This window comes from Nocardia sp. NPDC056564 (genome assembly GCF_042793755.1).
Classification (GTDB): Bacteria; Actinomycetota; Actinomycetes; order Mycobacteriales; family Mycobacteriaceae; genus Nocardia.
In genome coordinates this window covers 265,029-284,597 of record NZ_JBHTUR010000011.1, presented here as the reverse complement: position 1 = coordinate 284,597, position 19,569 = coordinate 265,029, and the positions used below count along the sequence as shown (strand labels likewise).

Below are 19,569 nucleotides of genomic sequence, written 5' to 3'. Positions count from 1 at the left end.
ACACCCGCCGCTGTGCCACGGCACGGGAAAGATCCTCGCATACACCCACGCCTCTCCGCGATTCTTGCCGGTAGTTGGAGCGTTTGGCCAGCCCGACCGGGAGCTGATCGAAGGCGCGCCCGGGGTTGACGGGGCAATCTCGCGAGCTGTCTGGAACAGTTAAGGCACTGGACGGTCGGGCGACGAAGGGAGGCGGGAGCGATGTCGGTTAGTGAACCGCCCAAAGTGTCGCGTCCGCGGATGACCGGTACCCAGCGGCGACAGCAGCTCATCGAGATCGGTCGCGCGCTGTTCGCCGAGCGCGGCTACGACGCCACCTCGATCGAGGAGATCGCGCAGCGGGCCCAGGTCTCCAAACCCGTGGTGTACGAACACTTCGGCGGCAAAGAAGGGCTGTACGCGGTCGTCGTCGACCGCGAGATGTCCATGCTGCTGGACATGATCGTGTCCTCGCTGACCCAGAATCGATCGCGGGTCCGGCTCGAACAGGTCGCGCTCGCGCTGCTCACCTACATCGAGGAACGCACCGACGGGTTCCGCATCCTGGTGCGCGATCAGCCGGCGGGTAATGCCGAGGGCCGCTATTCCAGCCTGCTCAACGAGGCCGTGAACCAGGTAGCGCACATCCTCGCCGGGGATTTCGAGCGGCGCGGTTTCGACACCAGCCTGGCCACGCTCTATGCCCAGGCCTTGGTCGGGCAGGTCGCCACCGCCGCCACCTGGTGGCTGGACGAACGCAAACCGTCGAAAGAGGTTGTCGCCGTGCACTTGGTGAATCTGTGCTGGAACGGGTTGAGCCATCTGGAGGCCGACCCGCATCTCAGCTCGGAGTGGCGCGCCGGTATCGAGGAGTGACTCGCGTTGTTAACCAGCGAATTGCGAAGCGGGTCCAGTCGAATGCTCGAATTGACTGCCGAGGGCCCGCCTGGTGGTACGGTTCACCCATCCTTTGGGTGCTGTTCGGGCGGTAAGTCGGTCTACTTCGTGATGTCGGTCTACTTCAGGATGGCTGGTTTTTAGGATGACAGGCGGATCTGATGGCTAGGCAAGCGCGCGCGGAGATCACCCGCGACTCCGTTCTTGCGGGCGCTGCCGATGTCTTTCTGCGCTTGGGTTACGCGAACGCGAGTCTGAGCGAGATCATCGCGCAGTCCAATGTGACCAAGGGCGCCTTGTACTTTCACTTCGGCTCGAAGGAAGAGCTGGCGCGTGCGGTGGTCGATCAGGGCAACGAGCGGCTGGTCAGCTCGTGTCAGGGTTTCTTCGATCCCCGGGTGCCCGCGCTCGAGGCGTGCATCGGCATCACCTATGTGGTCGCGGACCTATCGATGAACGATCCGATGGTCGGCGCGATGCTCAAGCTGACCCATCAGATCGGCGACTACCGCGGCGCGCAGGGCGACAACATCGCCAAGACGTGGGGCGACACCTACCGCGTGCTCTCCGAAAGGGCCATCGCCCAAGGCGATTTGCAGCCCGAGCTCGACGCCGAGGTGATCGGCATGCTGCTGCAGGAGATGACCGCGGGCGTGCACATCATCGCAGTCGGCACCGAGTCGATCGATCAGATGGCGACCAGGATGGAACGCGTCTGGTACTTCCTGCTGCCGTCGATCGTCCCCGCCGAGAAGCTCGCCTACTTCCGTGAGTTCGCGGCCAGGCGCCTGCGCCGCTACGTGCCCTGACCGCCCGGGCCTCCGCCGCGGCCCGGCGCATTCGCACCTCGCGAGCGCTCCTTGTCGGCGGCACTGACTAGACTTTTGCCTGCTGCTCGAAATACCCGGCTTGAGCTCAGGAGTTGTGATGCCGACCCATCGTCCACCGCTTGCGGGACTCGCGGCGGTCGCCGGTGCCGACACCGCCCTGCGGACCGTTGCCGAGCTGGTCGGTAAATCCTCGGTCGAGCTGGTCGGGCCGTCCGGTGTGCGGGCGTTCGTGGCCGCGACGATCGAGGCGAAGCGGCCGGTGGTGGTGGTCACCGCGACCGGTCGCGAGGCGGACGATCTGACCGTCGAGCTCGAGGAGATGCTCGGCCCGTCGGTCGCGCAGTTCCCGTCCTGGGAAACCCTGCCGCACGAGCGGTTGTCGCCCGGTGCGGACACCGTCGGGCGCAGGCTCGAGGTGCTGCGCAGGCTGGCCCATCCGGAGGATCCCGCGTTCCCTGCGCCGCTGCGCGCGGTGGTGACCACGGTGCGCTCGCTGATGCAGCCGATGGCGGGCAGCCTCGGCGACATCGAGCCGATCGTGCTGCGCGTCGGTGCCGAACTCGACTTCGACGAACTGCTCACGCGCCTGGTCGAATTCGCCTACAGCCGGGTCGACATGGTCGGCAAGCGCGGCGAGTTCGCGGTGCGCGGCGGCATTCTCGACCTGTTCCCGCCGACCGCCGATCATCCGGTGCGCGTGGAGTTCTGGGGCGACGAGGTCACCGAGCTACGCCCGTTCGCGGTCGCCGACCAGCGGTCGCTGGCCGAGGTGTCGGTGGATGTCGTGGTCGCGCCGCCCTGCCGGGAACTGCTGCTGACCACCGACGTGCGCGAGCGCGCGGCCGAGGTCGCTGCGGCCAACGCGGCCGACGCCGCCCTGGTCGAGATGCTGGAGAAGCTGGCCAACGGGGTTCCGGTGGACGGCATGGAGGCGCTGCTGCCGGTGCTGAAGCCGGGCGAACTGCGGCTGCTCACCGAGGTGCTGCCCGAGGGCACCCATCTGCTGCTGTGCGATCCGGAGAAGATCCGCACCCGCGCCGCCGACCTGGTGCGCACCGGCGAGGAGTTCCTGGAGGCGTCCTGGACCGCGGCGTCCTTCGGCGCCGACGCGCCGCTCGGCGCCAACGGCCTGGACCTGGCCGCCTCCGGTTACCAGTCGCTGCCCGACGTGCACGCCAGCGCGGACGCGCGCGGCCTGCCCTGGTGGACGCTGAGCCCGCTCACCGCGGGCACCCCCGCCGAGGTGGTGCTGCCGGTGCTGGCCGGGCCGACCGCGCGCGGCTCCGACGAACTCGTCGCGACCATCTTCGCCTCGCTGCGCGCGCACGTGGCGACCGGCGGCCGCGCCGTGGTCGTGGTCGCGGGACACGGTACGGCGCAACGCATTCTGGAACGACTCGCAGACGCGGACGTGCCCGCGGCGGCGCTGGAGCCCGGTGCCGAACCGGGCAACGGTGTGGTCGGCGTGCTGTGCGGATCGCTGCACGACGGCCTGGTGTTCGATGACGCCGGACTCGTCGTCGTCGCCGAGTCCGACCTCACCGGCAACCGGATGACCGCGCCCGGCGACGGCAAGCGACTGCCCGCCAAGCGGCGCAACCAGGTCGATCCGCTGGCCTTGACCGCCGGCGACATGGTGGTGCACGACCAGCACGGCATCGGCCGGTTCGTCGAGATGATCGAGCGCACGGTCGGCGGCGCGCGCCGTGAATACCTGGTGATCGAATACGCGCCGGGCAAGCGCGGCCAGCCGGGTGACCGGCTGTTCGTGCCGATGGAGTCGCTGGATCAGCTGTCCCGCTACGTCGGCGGCGAGCTGCCCAGCCTGTCCAAGCTCGGCGGGTCCGACTGGGCGAACACGAAACGCAAGGCGCGCAAGGCCGTTCGGGAGATCGCCGGCGAGCTGGTGCAGCTGTACGCCGCGCGCCAGGCCGCGCCGGGCCACGCGTTCGGCCCGGACACCCCGTGGCAGCAGGAGATGGAGGACGCGTTCGCGTTCACCGAGACCGTCGATCAGATGACCGCCATCGCCGAGGTCAAGTCGGATATGGAGAAGCCGGTTCCGATGGACCGGGTGGTGTGCGGCGACGTCGGCTACGGCAAGACCGAGATCGCCGTGCGTGCCGCGTTCAAGGCGGTGCAGGACGGTAAGCAGGTCGTGGTGCTGGTGCCGACAACCCTGCTGGCGCAACAACATCTGCAGACGTTCACCGAGCGGGTGGCCGGCTTCCCGATCAATGTGAAGGGCCTGTCCCGGTTCACCGATCCGGCCGACGCCCGCGCGGTGCTGGAGGGCATGGCCGACGGCACCGTCGACATCGTGGTCGGCACGCACCGGTTGCTGCAGACCGGCGTGCGCTGGAAGGACCTCGGCCTGGTCGTGGTCGACGAGGAGCAGCGCTTCGGCGTCGAACACAAGGAACACATCAAGGCGCTGCGCACGCACGTGGACGTGCTGACCATGTCCGCGACGCCGATCCCGCGCACCCTGGAGATGAGCCTGGCCGGCATCCGCGAGATGTCCACCATCCTCACCCCGCCGGAGGAGCGGCACCCGGTGCTCACCTACGTCGGCGCGTACAACGACAAGCAGGTCACCGCCGCGATCCGGCGCGAACTGCTGCGCGACGGCCAGGTGTTCTACGTGCACAACCGGGTGTCCTCGATCGACAAGGCGGCCAAGCGGATTCGCGACCTGGTGCCCGAGGCCAGGGTGGCGGTCGCGCACGGCCAGATGAACGAGGACGCGCTCGAGTCCACCGTGGCCGGCTTCTGGGAGCGTGAGTTCGACGTGCTCGTCTGTACCACGATCATCGAGACCGGCCTGGACATCTCCAACGCGAACACCCTGCTCGTGGAACGCGCCGACACCCTCGGCCTCTCGCAGCTGCACCAGTTGCGCGGCCGGGTGGGCCGCAGCCGCGAACGCGGGTACGCCTACTTCCTGTACCCGCCGGAGAAGCCGCTCACCGAGACCGCCTACGACCGCCTCGCCACCATCGCGCAGAACTCCGATCTCGGCGCGGGCATGGCGGTGGCGATGAAGGACCTCGAAATCCGTGGCGCCGGTAACGTGCTCGGTGCCGAACAGTCCGGGCACGTCGCCGGCGTCGGCTTCGACCTCTACGTGCGACTGGTCGGCGAGGCCGTCGAGGCGTACCGGGCCGCCGCCGACGGCAGGCCGATCACCACCGAGGAACCCAAGGAGATGCGCATCGACCTGCCCGTCGACGCGCACATCCCGCCCGACTACATCGGCAGCGACCGGCTGCGGCTGGAGGGCTACCGCAAACTCGCCTCCGCGCAAGACGATTCGACGCTCGCCTCGGTCGTCGAGGAACTCGTCGACCGCTACGGTCCACTGCCGGTCGAGGTCGGCCGCCTGGTTTCGGTGGCGAAGCTGCGGCTGCTGGCCCGCGAGTACGAGGTCACCGAGATCGCGGTCACCGGAACGACGCTCAAGATCTCGCCGCTGCACCTGCCCGACTCGAAGCAGATGCGGCTCAAGCGGATCTACCCCAGCGCCAGCTATCGCGCGGCCAGCGGCGTGATCTCGCTGCCGCTGCCGCGCGTCGAGGACAGCGTCGGCGCCGAGCGCGTCCGCGACGTGGTGCTGCTGCAATTCGTCGCCGACCTGCTCCTCGCCCTGGACGGAAAGGCCCAGGGCGCAGTGGATCTCACCACCGCGACCGAGGTCTCGGCGGCCCGATGACCGCCGATCGCGACGAGGCCGTGCTGCGCGCCGCCCGGCATGCTGCCGCCAGCGGCGTGCCCTCGGACACCGCGGTGGTGGCCGCGGGCCTGACCGGCGCCGTCGAAGTGATGGATCGCCTGTGGAACTTCGGCGGCTGGGAGGTGACCCAAACCCACGACTCGCTGCGTCCCTACCTGCTCGAGGAGACCTACGAGTTGCTCGACGCCATCCAGCACGATGACGCCGAAACCATCAAGGAGGAACTGGGCGACCTGCTGCTCCAGGTCCTCTTCCACTCCAGGATCGCCCAGGCCGCAGGCGAATTCACGGTCAACGACGTGGCCGCCGCCCTGGTGGCCAAGCTCGTCAACCGCAGCCCCTACCTCCGCGACACTCAATTCGCCGCGGACACCACCCTCGAAGAAAAGATCGCCGCCCAGGAAAGCGCCTGGGAAGAACGCAAATCCGCCGAGAAGTCCCGCCGCTCCTGCCTGGACGGCATCGCCATGGCCCAACCCGCACTGGCCCTCGCCGAGAAGATCCGCGACCGCAGCACCAAGGCCGGCCTCCCCGACGACCTCGTCCCCGAAGACCTGCGCGTCGTCCACCTCGGCCTCGCCGACAGCGCCGAGGAACGCCTCCGCAAAGCGACCCTCACCTTCGCCGCCGCCATCCGCGCCACCGAGGATGCCGCGGAAGCCGATCGCGGGGAACGACTTCCGCTAGCCGGCGACGACTGGCGTAAGTACTGGGTTCACTGAGACGAGACCGGCGGCGTATCCACGATCTCGGTGAGCGTGCCGGGTTCGGCCTTGTCGACATAGAGGATGCCGTTGAGGTGATCGGTCTCGTGCTGCACGATGCGGGCGGGCCAGCCGCTGAACTCCGCGAGCCGGGAGACTCCGCCGAGATCCGTGTAGCGCAGCGTGACATCGGCATGCCGGCGAACCACCGCGTGGTATCCGGTGACGCTCAGGCAGCCCTCGGGAAAATCGGCGGTGCGCAGTGACGAGGGCGTGTAGCCCGGATTGAGGATCGCCAGGAATTCCTGCGGATGCCGTTCGCGGGTGATGGCGATCTCCTCGCTGACCGGGAACAGATCCTCGATCACCGCCAGTTGTACGGGCAGGCCGATCTGCGGCGCGGCCAAACCGACGCCGGGTGCCGCGTGCATCGTCCGCCGCATCAACTCGACCAGGGCCGACAGCGTTTCGTCGTCGAGCTGACCGTCGTACTCCTGGGCGACCGATCGCAGCACCGGATCGCCGGACTGGACGATGGGCGCGACACCGTCGCCGTATCGATCCAGCAACTGCTCGACCTGCCCCCGCAGACTCGACGCGCCCGCATCTTCAGCTGGTGTTGCCATAGCCCTTCCCTCACTTCTCCCGACGCCGCGACGACTGACCCGGCAGCTGATCGTGATGCTAGCCCGATCCACCACCTCCGCTCGGCACCGGACTTCCCTCCCGCCAAGCAAGCCGCCGTACTCCTAGCGTTCGATAAAGCGCCGTAATCGACCGAGCCGCAGCCCATTCGGCATTTCGCCCGGCGCGATATCGCGTCGCCGACCGGGACCTCACCGCGGGCCCACTCGTATTTCGGCGCGGCCAGGTCCCGGTCGCGGCGATTCGGCCCGGGTAGCGTTTGGGGGGTACTGCGTCGGTGGGTGTGCGATCGGGAGGTTGCGATGTTGAGTGTGTTTTCTTCGCCGGGGCACTACGTGCAGGGGCGGGAGGCGACCGCGCAGCTCGGGGCGGAGATGACTCGGTTGGGGATCGGGGGGCCGGTCACGATTGTCGCGGGGCGGAGTGCGCAGCGGTTGCTGGCGCAGGTGTGGGAGCGGTCGCTGACGGACGCGAAAATCGCCTACTCCGTACATCTTTCGAACGGCGAGTGCACCAGGGCGGAGATCGCCAAGATCACCGCGGGTGTGCAGGAGAACGGCAGCACGGTGGTGTTGGGTGCCGGCGGTGGAAAGGTGCTCGACTCGGCACGAGTGGTCGCCGACGACCTCGGGTTGCCGATGATCAGCTGTCCGACCACGGCGTCGAGTGACGCGCCGTGCAGTGCGTTGTCCGTGATCTACACGGATGCAGGCGAAGTGGAGACCTCGCAGCTGCTGCGCCGCAATCCGGCGCTCGTGCTCGTCGACACCTCGGTGATCGTGCAGGCGCCGGCCCGGCTGCTCGCCGCCGGCATGGGGGACGCGCTCGCCACCTGGTTCGAGGCGCGGACCTGTTCGGCGGCGCAGGTGCGCAATCTGCGTGGTGGCGCGTCCACGCGCAGCGCCACCGCCCTGGCCGAGCTCTGCTACCACACGCTGCTCGCGGATGGCCCGCAGGCCTTGGCCGCGGTGCGGGAGCACGCGATCACCCCGGCGCTCGAGCGAATCGTCGAGGCCAACACCTTACTGTCCGGTCTCGGCTTCGAATCCTCCGGCCTGGCCGCCGCGCACGCCGTGCACAACGGGCTCACCGCCGCGCCCCAGACTCACGCGTATCTGCACGGCGAGAAGGTCGCATTCGGCGTCGTTACCCAGTTGGTCCTGGAGGGCGCTCCGGCCGCCGAGATCAACACGGTTCTCGACTTCTGCGCCGAGATCGGTCTGCCGACCACCCTCGCCGGTGTCGGCCTGGCCGACGCAGACGAAGCCACTCTGTTCGCGATCGCCACCCGCGCCACTGCTCCCGCCGAGTCGATCCACAACGAACCCTTCACGGTCGACGCCGCGATGACGATCGACGCCCTCCGCGCCGCCGACGCCCTCGGCCGCACCCGCTAGCCCACCCCTACAGCCGTGCGGCGGCGGGGCGCAGTGGGGGAGTCTGCGGCTCGCGTCAGGTATGAACCGTGTCACTAACGAACCGTGGAGCCGGTTAACGTCCGAGCACCTCCGCGGGATTTCGACATAGAAACCTCACCTTCCCGCAAGCATGTCGTCACCGTCCGTCGGGAAACCTGTCAGTAGTCCTTCGCTATTCTTGCGGTGGAACCCGAAGCCAATGGCGGGCAAACCGCCGGGGAGGACGTTCGGTCCGGTGCACATCAGCAGAGTCGCGGAGCACCCGCGACCGGATCATGTGTTGTTCCACTTCAGCGACACCCATGTCATCGCCGGCGACGGCGAGCTATACGGTGACGTCGACGCGGACCAGCGGTTACGCCAACTACTCGAGCAGGCCGCGGCCAGTCGGATCCAGCCGACCGCGATCGTGTTCACCGGCGATCTCACCGACAAGGGTGAGCCCGCGGCGTACGACAAGCTCAAGGCTCTGATCGAGCCGTTCGCGCGGAGTTTGCCAGCGCCCATCGTGTGGGTCGCGGGAAATCACGACGACCGCAGTCTCCTGCGCCGCAAACTCCTCGGCGAGCGGGCCTCTACCGCCCCGCTCGACCGCGTGCATCTGATCGACGGCCTGCGCATCATCGCGCTGGACACCTCGGTCCCCGGCCACCATTACGGCGAGATCTCCGACGAACAGCTGGACTGGCTGCGTGCGGTGCTGGCCGAGCCGGCCCCGTTCGGCACCATCCTGGCCATGCACCATCCGCCCGTGCCGTGCGTGCTCGACCTCGCGGTCACCGTCGAGCTGCGCGACCAGCGCAAGTTGGCCGACGTGCTCGACGGCAGCGACGTCCGTGCCATCCTGGCCGGTCACCTGCACTTCTCCACCAACGCGACCTTCGCGGGCATCCCGGTCTCGGTGGCCTCGGCAACCTGCTACAGCCAGGATCTCGGCGTCGAGCAGGGTGCCCAGCGCGGCCGGGACGGCGCGCAGGCGTTCAACTACGTGCACATCTACCCGGACACCGTGGTGCACTCGGTGGTCCCGATCGACCGCGGCCCGACGGTCGGCAAGCCGGCCACCGCGGCGGAGGCCGCCAGGACGCTCGCGGCGGAGGGGATCGTCATCCCGCCCGCCGCGCGCATCCCACATGTCATGCGGCGCCGGGCGACGACTCCGGAAGCGGACGACGAGACGGTGCGCTGAGCCGCTCCCACGGCGCCGGATCCGGGAAGTAGCGCGACAGGAACGCCGAAACCGCAAGCACACGTTCGGTTTCGGAGATCTCCGGGAAACTTCCGTCGTTCAGGCAGAAGAAGTCGACGTTGCGTTTGCGCGCGATCCCGTCCAGCAGCGAGAGCCCCTTGTGACTCGTCGTGTCTACGTAACGCACCTTCGCCGTCTCCTGCGGCACCGCCCGCCCGGTCAGCATCGCGTAGTAGTGATACAGCGAGTTGGTGACGGAAATGTCGGTGGCCGAACGGAATCGGCTGGTCCTGGTGCGTGCGAAGTCGGCCGCGAACTCCTCCTCCATCTCCAGTAATACGCTGCGGCGCAAGGGAACCGGCGTGTGCTCGAGGTGCCGCGAGATGAGGTGCCCGAACCGTTCGGCGAGCAGTTCCCGGTTCACCCTGGCGGCGTTCTCGAAACCGCTGCGCCGCTCGTTGTTGCGGCCCGGCCCGATCCTGGTGTCCGCCTCGATGAATCGGCTGATCCCGGCCGAGGTGAAGAACATCGACGGGCGCACCGGCCGCGCGAAGAACATGTCGTCGTTGGAGTACAGGAAGTGCTCGCTGAGCCCCTCGATGTGCTGCAACTGGCATTCCACCGCGTGGGAATTGAAGGTCGGCAGCCCGCTGGTGTCCGAAAAGTGGTCCAGCGCACGGACAACCGTCACCCGGGGATGGTCGGCGAGCCAGGCGGGCAGGGCCGAGTCGGTGGCGATGAAGATCCGCCGGATCCACGGTGCGTTCTTGTCCACCGACCGCAGTGCGTATTTCAGCTCGTCGATCTGCCGGATGCGCGCGTCCGCGTCGTCACCCTCGCCGACCACGACCTGCGCGAGCATGCCCGCGCGGCGGGCCCGGAACTCCGGATCCGAGCCGTCCACCCAGGAGAACACCAGGTCGATGTCGAAGTTCACGTCGCTCGGTTGCGGCGCGAACATGTCCACCAGGGTCGGCCAGGCCCGATCGAACAGCAGCACCTGCGTCTGCTCGACATCGGCGAGGTCGAACACGGTGCGGGTCAACGCGTTCGGGCGCGGGCACTCGACCGTGTCGCCGTGGTACTGCCACAGCTCCAGGTCCACCCGGTGGGCCGGATCGCTGTCGCGCCCGATCCGGAACACGTTGTGCTGCACTTCTTCACACGCGAAGCCCGCGGCCGTCGCGCCGGCCATGACGCGGCCGACCATCAGATGGTGCGCCGCGTCCGCGGCGAGCACCAGCCGGTGCCCGCGGTCGCGCACCAGCAGGAACGGCACCTCGGCCGCCGCGAGCTCGGAGCGCAGGTATCCCAAATCCTCGATCATCGAGGCCGATACGGCCAGGTTGCCCGCCATCGGGCGGGTCGCCAGCTCAATCGGGTTCACTGCCCCCATGTCCATCATCAGCTTGTTCTCCACATTCGTTCGTGCTCCGTTGGGGCCAACTACCGAGGCACCGCGCCGGAGCCGAGCGGCCGCACCGCCGACGTCGTTCGGTCGGCCGTGCGTTGCCGCGCCCGGCGCGGTCGCATTCAGAAGTGGGGCACGATGCCGTAGCGCAGGAACGAATTGATCACGCGGTATGTAGACGACAGGTAAACCATTCGTTTTCACCTCACTCACGGCAGAACGCACAAGCGTCAAATGATGGGTGTGCTGGATCCGTGCGCGCGGGCGAGACGACCGAGCGTGCGCACGGGAGACAGCACGCTGGGCCGGACAATCATCGGCCGGCAAAGAGAAGATGTCCCAGACAACAATGGGGACTGTACGAATGATGCATCGACGGTGACATTTCGTCAATCGGGACACTCCGTCTCACCCGCTGCCGTTTCACTGCCTTTGCGCCCGCTCGCGCGCCCCGGAGCCACGCCTTGCCTGGTTGTGGCAGCCGAACGGCTCGATATGGGCGGCCGCGGCGCAGCTCAGCCGGTCTGTCGCGGTGACCGGCATCATGTCCCGGCGAGCGCGGGGGTGGCGGCGAACGGACCGACTAATTAGGCTAGCCTCACCAATCTTTTAGCGAAGGGAGTGCACCGCTGTGCGCGTCGTCATTCTGTTCGGATCCGAGATGGGCACGGCCGAGTCCGTCGCGGACAGCGTCGCCGACGCCCTCTCGGCGCACGACGTGTCGGTCTACGACATGGGCGACTTCGCCGTCGCCGATCTCGCCGTGCACGACTTCCACGTCATCGTCTGCTCGACCTACGGCGACGGCGAACTGCCGACCAACGCGGAACCGTTCTTCGACGAACTCGCCGCGGCCGCGCCCGATCTGACCGGCCTGCGGTTCGCCGTGTTCGGCCTGGGCGACAGCATCTACGGCGACACCTTCAATCGCGGCGGCGAGATCGCGGCCGAGCGGCTCGTCGAGTGCGGCGCGATCCAGGTGGGCGAGCACGCGCGGCACGACGCGTCGACCGAAATCCGGGCGAAGGAGATGGCCCGCGACTGGGCGGCGACGCTGCCCATCCGCGCGTTCGCCCCGGCCTGATAGTCGGCTGAGAGCAGTCCGGACATAGGGTGCAGCGCCAGCGGACAAGTGGCCCAGCACTTTAGACTGCTATCAAGCGCGGCACAGCCCGTCGCGCTCGACGATCCATGAGGTGACGAAGATGGTAGCCGGAGCGAGCCACGTGCAACGTCAAGACCACTCGACAGATTGCGACGATCACCCCGAGCTGGACGTGCTCCCGGAATGGCCGCAGGAAACGATCGCGGTGCTGGTCACCACCGACCCCGGGCCGCACGCTATCCCGGTGTCCTGGCCGGTGCGGGCCGGCGATCGGCGCATCCTGCTCAGTCTCAAGTTCGATCGTGGGTCGCTGGCCCGGCTGCGTGCGCGCCCGCAGGTGGCGCTGCTGATCCTCGGCGGCGGCAACGTCGCGCTGTGCGCGCGGGGGACCGCGCACGTCATCGCGGAGGAGATGCCGGACGCCGCCGATTACGCGGCCGTGCGGATCGACGTCGAGGCGATCGATGACCATCGCCAGTCGGCGTTCCAGGTCGCCAATGGCATCCAGCGCACCGTGCTCGACCCGAGCGAACTGCACGCGCTGGAGGGCCGGGTGCGCACCCTGCGTACCTGGTCAAAAGACCAAAACTGAACCTGCGCAACACTTCCGGAACGCACGATGATAATCGGGAACGAGGGCGGCGCGAACGGGCCGCATGGAAGGGATTCATGAGCGTCACATTGGCCAAAGGCGGAAATGTTTCGCTGTCTAAGCAGGCAGCCAACCTCAGCAAGGTCGCGGTGGGCCTCGGTTGGGATGTGCGCACCACCACGGGTGCCGACTACGACCTCGACGCCAGCGCGCTGGCCACCGGACCGGACCTGAAGGTGCTGTCGGATCAGCATTTCGTCTTCTACAACAACCTGCGGTCGCCCGAGGGCTCGATCGAGCACACCGGCGACAATCTGACCGGCGAGGGCGAGGGCGACGACGAGGTGATCAACGTCGACCTGAGCGCCACCCCGCCGACCATCACCAACATCTTCTTCCCGGTGTCCATTCACGACGCCGACGCGCGCAGCCAGTCGTTCGGGCAGATCCGCAACGCGTTCATCCGGGTCACCGACGCGACGACCGGCGTGGAGCTGGCCCGCTACGACCTCACCGAGGATGCCTCGACCGAGACCGCGATGGTGTTCGGCGAGCTCTACCGGCACAACAACGAGTGGAAGTTCCGCGCCATCGGTCAGGGCTACGCCTCCGGACTGGCAGGCATCGCCCGCGACTACGGCGTGCACATCTGATCGGTCGTCCGCGGCGCGGGCCTTCCGGATCCTGCCGGGCGGCAAGACCTCCGGAAGACCCGCCCCGAATCAGCTGGGGCTGCTGAGGCTTTCCGGCGCCTCCGCGATCAGCCGCGAGCGGTCGCGTTCCCGGCTGTCCAGCAGCGCGAAGTACCGGCGGAGCATGAGCCCGGCCGTGGTGGCCAGGCCCGCGGTGAGTCCCCACCAGACGCCTGCCGCGCCGAGGCCGATCGGGAAGGCCAGCAGCAGCGCGACCGGAAGGCCCACACACCAGTAGCCGATGATCGACAACCGGAAACCGGCGTTGGTCTCCTTCAACCCGCGCAGCAAACCGGTGCCGATGTTCTGCGCGGCGTCGAAGAATTGCAGCACGATGCCGATCAGCAACAGGGTGTGCGCGATCTGGATCGTGCTGGTGTCGCTCGAATTCAAGAACGGCCGCAGCACCAGGTCGGGTGCGATCACGTAGACCGCCCCGGTGAGCGCGGCGACGACCGCCGCATGCCGCAGTGCGATCCAGGCCAGCGCCCTGGCGTGCGGGTATTCGTCGCGGGTGACGGCATGGCTGACCAGGATCGACGCGCCGTGCGACAGGCCGATGGCGACCTGGAACACGATGTAGATGATCTGGTAGACGATGTTGTGCGCGGCCAGCGCGGCCGGGCCGATGCTGCCCATCACGAGCGCGAGCACCGAGAACATGCCCGCCTCGGAGCCGTACGTCAGGGCGATCGGCGCGCCCAGCTTCAGCTCGGCGAGCACGGTCGAGCGCCGCACCGGCCACGGCCGCAGCGGCAGCGTCGGGCCGAGCCGGGCGTCGCGGCGCACCATCGCCCAGAACACTGCGAAGGTGATCAGGAAGACCAGCGAGGTCGCCACGCCGATGCCGGTGAGACCCAGCTCGGGCAGCCCGGCCCGGCCGTGGATGAAGCCGAGGGCCAGCACCAGATTCAGCAGCACCGACCCGAGCGTGACCAGCAGCAGGGCCTGCGGGCGTTGCATGCCGACGGTGTACTGGCGCAGCACCTGGAACCACAGGCACGGCAGCAGACCTGGCGCCAGCGCCACCATCAGCGGACGCGCGTCCGCCAGCACCCCGGCGTCCTGCCCGAGCCATTGCAACGCCCAGCCGAGCCCGATGAGCAGCGCGCCGCCGACCAGGCCGGCCAGCGTGGCGATCAGGAAGCTCGACCGCAGCACGTCCTTGATCTCGTCATCCGGGGAGACGCCGCGCTTGCCCGCCGAACTCACCGCGGTCGCGATCTGATTGCCGCTCGCGGTGATCAGCCCGACGCACATGGTGCGGATCTGATTGAACAGCGCGATCGCCAGCCCGCCCGCGGCCACCTGCTGCACGCCGAGCGTGCCCATCAGGACGACGTTCGTGGTGGACACCGCGATCTGCGCCAACTGGGTCAGCGCGATCGGGGTGGCGAGCGCGGTGAGCCGGCGGCTGTCCGCCCGGTAGCCCGACAGGATCACCGGGCCACCTCCACGCGCGCGGACGCGACGCGGCAACCGGTTTCGCGGGTCGTGCACGGCGGATTGATCGAGGCGCGGCGCCCGACCACGGGTGCGCGCTTCATCGTGCCTCGGCGAGCGCGACGGGGCGGCGGGCGGCGGGGGCATAGTGCTGCAGCATGGTCCTGACCTCAGCTTCGGCGGTGGGGTCGAGCAGGTCGCGTTCGGCCATCCACGCATCGTCGAAGACCGTGTCCAGGTACTTCTCCCCGCCGTCGCAGACCAGCGTGACGATGGTCGAGCCGGGTGGGAATTCGTCGAGACGGCTGAGCGCGGCATGCACCGAGCCGCCGGCCGAGCCGCCGATCATCAGGCCGAGTTCGGCGGCGACCGCGCGGGCGGTGGCGAAGGCGTCCACGTCGGTCACCTTCACCCCCTCGTCGAGCAGTGAGTAGTCCACCGCGGTACCGATCGTCGCGCCGGGCGGCGTGCCGGTGCCGGATTGCCAGTACGGGCCGCCCTCGCCACCGAAGGCGATCGAGCCGACCGGCTCGACGCCGATCACCCTGGCCGGGCAACCGAGTTCGCGCAGCCGGGTCGCGGTGCCGAACAGCGAACCGCCGGTGCCGACCGAGGACAGCAGGATATCCACCCGCTCAACGTCTTCCAGCAACTCTTCGGCGACCGAGTAGTAGCCGACCGCGTTGGCGTCGTTGTTGTGCTGCTCGGTGAAGTACGCGTCCGGCCGCGCGGCCGCCATCGCCTCGGCCAGGTCCTCCCGCGCCGAGGTCGCCAGGTTGTCGTCGCCGTCGTCGGCGACGAACACCAATTCCGCACCCATTGCCCGCATTGCCCGCAACTTGTCCTTACACGCGTGATGATCGACCACCGCGGTGAAGCGATACCCACGTTCGGCAGCTACTACCGCGAGACCGAGTCCGGTGTTCCCGGAGGTGGACTCGATAATATGCCCGCCACTTCTCAGCAAACCACGACGCTCCGCATCGAGCACCATCTCGCGGGCCATCCTGATCTTGGCCGCGCCGGTCGGGTTGAACTGCTCGAGCTTGAGCAGTAACCGGGTGCCGGTCGAGGTCGTCGCCAGTTCGAACAGCGGCGTGCGCCCGATCAGATCCGTCACGCGCGTGACGAGCGGCATGGAAATTCTCCTCGGTCAGGTGGGTTGGGGGTCAGCCGTCGAGCGTCCAGCGGAACCGATTGTCCGGGTGATGGCGGCCGTCGGGCCGGGGGCGCACCGGTGCCGGGTGCAGCACCACTTTCGGCGGGATCGGCAGGTCATGGAAGGCGGATTCGTTCGAATCCATTTGGTAACCGGCGGTGTTCGGGTAGATGAGCAGGTCGCCCACCGCTGCCGCACGGGGCAGCGGGACCCGGCGCCAGCTGAGCATGTCGGAGTCGAGGCAGGTGGCGGCGCCGACGCTGGTCGGGGTCGGCGTGCCCGGCCGGACCGGCCAGAGCAGTGGATCGGGCAGGTATTCGCTGTCGAACCACTGCTCGGACAGGCTCAGACTCGTTCCGTCGACGGTGAGCAGGCAGTACGGCGCGCCGTCGGCGTGCCGGAGCTTGCTGCCCTGCACCCGGAAGACGGTGAAGCCGGCGTGCGCGAGCAGCGCCCGGCCCGGTTCGACGGCCAGCCGGATGGCGTTGTCGCGCAGCCGCTCGGCGAGACCGTCGTGGTCGAGGATCGCGGCGAGCATGGCCGGGCCGGGCGCCGGGAAGTGGTAGGGGTAGTACGACGCGAACGACTTGCCCGAGTGGAACCACCGCCGGTCGACGTGCTCGGTGAACTCGGCCCACTCGGCGGCGGGCACGTAGTCGACGCCGAAGCCGCCGCCGATCGACAGTGTGGTGGCGGGATGGCCCAGGGTCCGCGCGTGCAGGCAGTGCGCGATCAGCTCGGCCGCCAGCTCGGCGCGCGCCACGGCGTCGTAGCCGGAGAGATGAAAGCTGAAGCCCTCCAGGCGGATCGATCCCCGCCCGGCGAGCGCGGTCAACGCTCGCGCCAGCTCGTGCTCGGTCATGCCGAACCGGCTGGTCGACGCGGCGGGCAGCACCCGGAGCAGGATCCGGGTCGGCGCGGCCGAGGTGCCAAGGGCGGCAAGACGTTCCAGCTCACCGAGGTCGTCGACGGCGATCAGCGCGCCGTGCCGGGTGGCGAGCCAGAGCAGCTCGTCGGACTTCGCCGGGCCGGTCACCATCAGCTCGTCGCCGCGAATCCCCTGCGCCAGCGCGGCGGTCAGCTCGCCGGTGCTGGAGACATCCACGCCCGCACCGTTTTCCGCGCAGGCGCGCGCGACGGCAGGCGACTTGTTCGCCTTCTTGCCGTAGTAGACGACGCCGTCGATCCCGGACTGTTCGAAGACCGCGCGGAACCCGCGGATGTTGCGGCCGACCGACGGCGGGTACAGGACATGGAACGGTCCGCCCACGGCAAAGGCGATGTCACCCAGCAGATCCGGGTCATCGAGCGCGTGGCGCTCCCACTCGTCCAGGAGCGCGGGGACCGGGGCGGCGCTGATCGAATCGCGCGTCACCCCGACCTCCCCGGCGTCTAATCCCACAGCGGCACCTCCGTACCGCGGCCCTCCGCGATGGCGCGTTCGGCGAGTGCGTGCGCGACCGCGATGTCGGTCAGCACGAGTCCGCTGTTGTAGACGAAGACGCGCTCGTCGTCCGAGCGCCGCCCGACCGCGCGACGGCTCAGGATCTGCGGCAGCTCGGCGTCCACCGCGCGCAGCGTCCCGTCCGGCCCGGCCATGTCGGTGCCGGTCAACGCCATCTGCTCGGCGCTGGTGGCGATCACCCGGTCGGCGTCGATCAACGCCGAGGGGGCCAGACCGTAGCCGACCAGCACCGCCGTCGAACCCGGTGCGAGATCACCGGATTCGAGCGCCACCTCGGTGCCGGGGCCTGCGGTGGCCAGCACCACGTCGGCGCTCGCCGCGGCCACCTTCGGGTCTTCCACCGTCTCGAGCAGCGCGTGCGGGTAGTACTCGGCGAGTTGGCGGTGCACCGCGTCCAGGCCTTCGGGATGGGTGCCGTACAGCATCAGCTTGCGCAGCTGCGGATTCGCGGCGAGCAAGTGCGGCAACGCGTTCCGGCCCTGGGTGCCGGTGCCGATCAGCAGCACGCTCTCCGCGCCGCGGCGGACGGTCTCGCGCACCAGCAGCGCCGAAACCGCCGGGGTGCGCAGCGCGCCGACCCTGGAGCAGTCCATCATCGCGATCGGCGCGCCGGTGCTGTCGTCGTACAAGGTGATGGTCGTGTAGTAGCGCTTGGTGCTGCGATCGTGACCGGGATCGAACTTGTACGACGTCTTCATCGCGACCACCCGGCGGCGGCCGTCGCGGCCGAGCATCGCGTAGGACACCGACCAGCCGTCGGGATTGGCCACGCTGAGTTTGCGCGGGTTGTCCGAATCGCCCGCGGCGAACGCGAGATACGCGTCCTCCACGGCCCGCACGACATCGCCGGGCGTGATCGGCACGCCGGCCAGATCGCTGCGGCTGAGCACCCGTAAGGGGGTGCTGCGGTCACGGGTGTTCAAAGGATCCTCGATCATGTGCTGCTTCCCGCTCTATCGCCACCGGAGGGGTCGCCCGGTGTTCGTCCGTACGGCTCGGCTCCTCGCCGCCGGACGCGAACGCGGAATTCACCGCTGCGCGGAACGGGGCGACGATCCGTTGCCCGTATCCATTCTCGTCGGTCTCTTCCGGCCGCCGCGGCCGATCAGGCAGGCGGACGTTCACCCGCTTGAGCCAGCGGTCGGTGCCGTCGTAGCGCGCGGTGAACGGTACCCGGCCGTGCACCGCGACGTCGTTGTCCACCAGCAGCACCTCGCCGGGGACGAGCGCGGCGGTGACGCAGACGCGTTCGAGCTCGGCGCTGAGCCTGGCATAGGCGGCGCGGAAGTCGGGGTCGGCGTCGTCGAGCGGGGTGTAGGCCGGGTCGTAGCGCAGCGTGGTCTCGTCCGGGCCTGCCGGGCTCCACAGCGTCGGCAGTGGCGCGGCCGAATATCGTTCGTGCCCAGTGCCATACGAAACATCGGGCAGGATCGGCAGGGTCGGCGAGCTCAGCAGCCCGCGGTGCGCGGCGGTCAGCTCGACCCGCCGGACCGAGGATACGGTGGTGCCGACCAGGTCCGGATTGCGCAGGCAGCCGAGCATCAGCAGGTTGGCCCGCCCGGGGTGGAAGGCATCCTCGGAATGCGGGCTGAGCAGGGTCTTGCTGCTCGCGCCGGACTGCTCGTGCTCGTGGCCGGGGGACGGCAGGATGTTGTTCACCAACCGTCCGCCCTGCTGGCCCTGCCAGCCGAAAGGCTCACCGGCACAACGCGCGAGCAGCAGCATGACCAGGTCGAGTTCGAACGAGCTCGCGCGCCGCGCGGCGCTGCCGCTCCACTGCGCGGCTTCCCGCCAGCTCGGCGGCGTCGGCCCGCATTCGGCATCGGTGAGCGGCAGGCGGCTGACGATGGTCGCGCCCGCGCTGGTGGCGGGCGGGCGCAGGGTGCGGCGGACGTCGGTGGGCAACTCGGTGACCCTGGCGTCGACCTGTGCGATCAGCGCCGGATCGGTCAGCGTGGCGGCCAGCGCGGCTTCGTCGGGGGACGCGGAAATCAGTGTGGTAGATATCTCTCGCGCGAGTTCACGCACCGCACGCCCGGCGGCGGCGGGGAGCTCACGACGTTCGATATCCTGCGGGTGAAGCGTCTTACGTTCGGAGAGAACGCCTTTCACCGAGGGAATCCCTTCTTCGCATCGTTCGAAAAAGCAGGAGTGACGTCGATCTGCGAAGCTATCTGGTCTTGCGGCGTTAAGCAAGGCTTACCTAAGCGAGTCTATAAAAAATAGCGGAAACGCATAAATATAGTGAAGATCGGCGCAACCGAGTCGATATTGCGCTCAACCCGTTAGGCTAGCCTGTCCTGATCG

Annotated in this window: 16 protein-coding genes; 9 read left to right on the top strand and 7 right to left on the bottom strand. The window is 68.6% G+C overall.

Annotation, left to right across the window (positions count from 1 at the left end):
* Positions 1-240 precede the first annotated feature (240 nt).
* The 4 genes from ACFQ9K_RS26815 (at position 241) to ACFQ9K_RS26800 (ending at position 6,161) form a co-directional block, all read left to right on the top strand.
* Complete coding sequence (locus tag ACFQ9K_RS26815; RefSeq protein ID WP_051187212.1) at positions 241-855, top strand: TetR/AcrR family transcriptional regulator; 615 nt, start codon at positions 241-243, stop codon at positions 853-855.
* 182 nt (positions 856-1,037) lie between these two features.
* Positions 1,038-1,685, top strand: a complete 648-nt coding sequence (locus tag ACFQ9K_RS26810; protein WP_014988187.1) for a TetR/AcrR family transcriptional regulator — start codon at positions 1,038-1,040, stop codon at positions 1,683-1,685.
* A gap of 118 nt (positions 1,686-1,803) precedes the next feature.
* Positions 1,804-5,418 carry a transcription-repair coupling factor gene (gene mfd, locus ACFQ9K_RS26805; RefSeq protein ID WP_378713766.1) on the top strand — a complete coding sequence of 1,205 codons (3,615 nt, stop codon included), beginning with the start codon at positions 1,804-1,806 and terminating at the stop codon, positions 5,416-5,418.
* Between the two features lie 110 nt (positions 5,419-5,528).
* Complete coding sequence (locus tag ACFQ9K_RS26800; protein ID WP_378713914.1) at positions 5,529-6,161, top strand: MazG family protein; 633 nt, start codon at positions 5,529-5,531, stop codon at positions 6,159-6,161.
* Here ACFQ9K_RS26800 and ACFQ9K_RS26795 read toward each other — a convergent pair.
* Positions 6,155-6,769, bottom strand: a complete 615-nt coding sequence (locus tag ACFQ9K_RS26795; protein ID WP_378713768.1) for a peptide deformylase — start codon at positions 6,767-6,769, stop codon at positions 6,155-6,157. The two genes, ACFQ9K_RS26800 and ACFQ9K_RS26795, sit on opposite strands and share 7 nt — an antisense overlap.
* Before the next feature lie 321 nt (positions 6,770-7,090).
* Between ACFQ9K_RS26795 and ACFQ9K_RS26790 the strand changes: the two genes are divergently transcribed.
* Complete coding sequence (locus tag ACFQ9K_RS26790; RefSeq protein ID WP_378713770.1) at positions 7,091-8,185, top strand: glycerol dehydrogenase; 1,095 nt, start codon at positions 7,091-7,093, stop codon at positions 8,183-8,185.
* Between the two features lie 256 nt (positions 8,186-8,441).
* Positions 8,442-9,395 carry a phosphodiesterase gene (locus tag ACFQ9K_RS26785; protein WP_378713772.1) on the top strand — a complete coding sequence of 318 codons (954 nt, stop codon included), beginning with the start codon at positions 8,442-8,444 and terminating at the stop codon, positions 9,393-9,395.
* Here ACFQ9K_RS26785 and ACFQ9K_RS26780 read toward each other — a convergent pair.
* A complete protein-coding gene (locus tag ACFQ9K_RS26780; RefSeq protein WP_378713916.1) occupies positions 9,343-10,800 on the bottom strand; it encodes a stealth family protein in 1,458 nt (485 codons plus the stop codon). The two genes, ACFQ9K_RS26785 and ACFQ9K_RS26780, sit on opposite strands and share 53 nt — an antisense overlap.
* A 637-nt stretch (positions 10,801-11,437) precedes the next feature.
* Here ACFQ9K_RS26780 and ACFQ9K_RS26775 point away from each other — a divergent pair.
* The 3 genes from ACFQ9K_RS26775 (at position 11,438) to ACFQ9K_RS26765 (ending at position 13,156) form a co-directional block, all read left to right on the top strand.
* The gene (locus tag ACFQ9K_RS26775; protein ID WP_378713773.1) at positions 11,438-11,890 is read left to right on the top strand and encodes a flavodoxin domain-containing protein; all 453 of its coding nucleotides are present in this window, start codon (positions 11,438-11,440) and stop codon (positions 11,888-11,890) included.
* Between the two features lie 121 nt (positions 11,891-12,011).
* Positions 12,012-12,503, top strand: coding sequence for a hypothetical protein (locus tag ACFQ9K_RS26770; RefSeq protein WP_378713918.1), 492 nt, complete (start codon positions 12,012-12,014; stop codon positions 12,501-12,503).
* Between the two features lie 77 nt (positions 12,504-12,580).
* Positions 12,581-13,156 carry a TerD family protein gene (locus tag ACFQ9K_RS26765; protein ID WP_378713775.1) on the top strand — a complete coding sequence of 192 codons (576 nt, stop codon included), beginning with the start codon at positions 12,581-12,583 and terminating at the stop codon, positions 13,154-13,156.
* A 69-nt stretch (positions 13,157-13,225) separates the two neighbouring features.
* Here ACFQ9K_RS26765 and ACFQ9K_RS26760 read toward each other — a convergent pair whose 3' ends face one another.
* The 5 genes from ACFQ9K_RS26760 to ACFQ9K_RS26740 all read right to left on the bottom strand — a co-directional run bounded on the left by ACFQ9K_RS26760 (position 13,226) and on the right by ACFQ9K_RS26740 (position 19,374).
* Positions 13,226-14,638, bottom strand: coding sequence for an MATE family efflux transporter (locus tag ACFQ9K_RS26760; protein WP_378713777.1), 1,413 nt, complete (start codon positions 14,636-14,638; stop codon positions 13,226-13,228).
* 100 nt (positions 14,639-14,738) lie between these two features.
* Entirely contained in the window at positions 14,739-15,776 is a 1,038-nt protein-coding gene (locus ACFQ9K_RS26755; protein ID WP_378713779.1) for a PLP-dependent cysteine synthase family protein, read from the bottom strand.
* A 31-nt stretch (positions 15,777-15,807) separates the two neighbouring features.
* Positions 15,808-17,199 carry an alanine racemase gene (locus ACFQ9K_RS26750; protein WP_378713780.1) on the bottom strand — a complete coding sequence of 464 codons (1,392 nt, stop codon included), beginning with the start codon at positions 17,197-17,199 and terminating at the stop codon, positions 15,808-15,810.
* A complete protein-coding gene (locus ACFQ9K_RS26745) occupies positions 17,190-18,200 on the bottom strand; it encodes an ornithine cyclodeaminase family protein (RefSeq protein WP_378713781.1) in 1,011 nt (336 codons plus the stop codon). The genes ACFQ9K_RS26750 and ACFQ9K_RS26745 overlap by 10 nt, the downstream gene beginning before the upstream one ends.
* Positions 18,172-19,374 (bottom strand): TauD/TfdA family dioxygenase, encoded by a 1,203-nt coding sequence (locus ACFQ9K_RS26740; protein WP_378713782.1) that lies wholly within the window; start codon positions 19,372-19,374, stop codon positions 18,172-18,174. The genes ACFQ9K_RS26745 and ACFQ9K_RS26740 overlap by 29 nt, the downstream gene beginning before the upstream one ends.
* Between the last annotated feature and the right edge of the window lie 195 nt (positions 19,375-19,569).

Excerpts from the sequence above, each read along its gene's own strand:
- ACFQ9K_RS26780 (WP_378713916.1), bottom strand. The coding sequence starts at position 10,800 with ATGATGGACATGGGGGCAGTGAACCCGATTGAGCTGGCGACCCGCCCG.
- ACFQ9K_RS26755 (WP_378713779.1), bottom strand. The coding sequence starts at position 15,776 with ATGCCGCTCGTCACGCGCGTGACGGATCTGATCGGGCGCACGCCGCTG.
- ACFQ9K_RS26795 (WP_378713768.1), bottom strand. The coding sequence starts at position 6,769 with ATGGCAACACCAGCTGAAGATGCGGGCGCGTCGAGTCTGCGGGGGCAG.
- ACFQ9K_RS26765 (WP_378713775.1), top strand. The coding sequence starts at position 12,581 with ATGAGCGTCACATTGGCCAAAGGCGGAAATGTTTCGCTGTCTAAGCAG.
- ACFQ9K_RS26810 (WP_014988187.1), top strand. The coding sequence starts at position 1,038 with ATGGCTAGGCAAGCGCGCGCGGAGATCACCCGCGACTCCGTTCTTGCG.
- ACFQ9K_RS26790 (WP_378713770.1), top strand. The coding sequence starts at position 7,091 with ATGTTGAGTGTGTTTTCTTCGCCGGGGCACTACGTGCAGGGGCGGGAG.
- ACFQ9K_RS26815 (WP_051187212.1), top strand. The coding sequence starts at position 241 with ATGACCGGTACCCAGCGGCGACAGCAGCTCATCGAGATCGGTCGCGCG.
- ACFQ9K_RS26800 (WP_378713914.1), top strand. The coding sequence starts at position 5,529 with ATGGATCGCCTGTGGAACTTCGGCGGCTGGGAGGTGACCCAAACCCAC.
- ACFQ9K_RS26745 (WP_378713781.1), bottom strand. The coding sequence starts at position 18,200 with ATGATCGAGGATCCTTTGAACACCCGTGACCGCAGCACCCCCTTACGG.
- mfd (WP_378713766.1), top strand. The coding sequence starts at position 1,804 with ATGCCGACCCATCGTCCACCGCTTGCGGGACTCGCGGCGGTCGCCGGT.
- ACFQ9K_RS26770 (WP_378713918.1), top strand. The coding sequence starts at position 12,012 with ATGGTAGCCGGAGCGAGCCACGTGCAACGTCAAGACCACTCGACAGAT.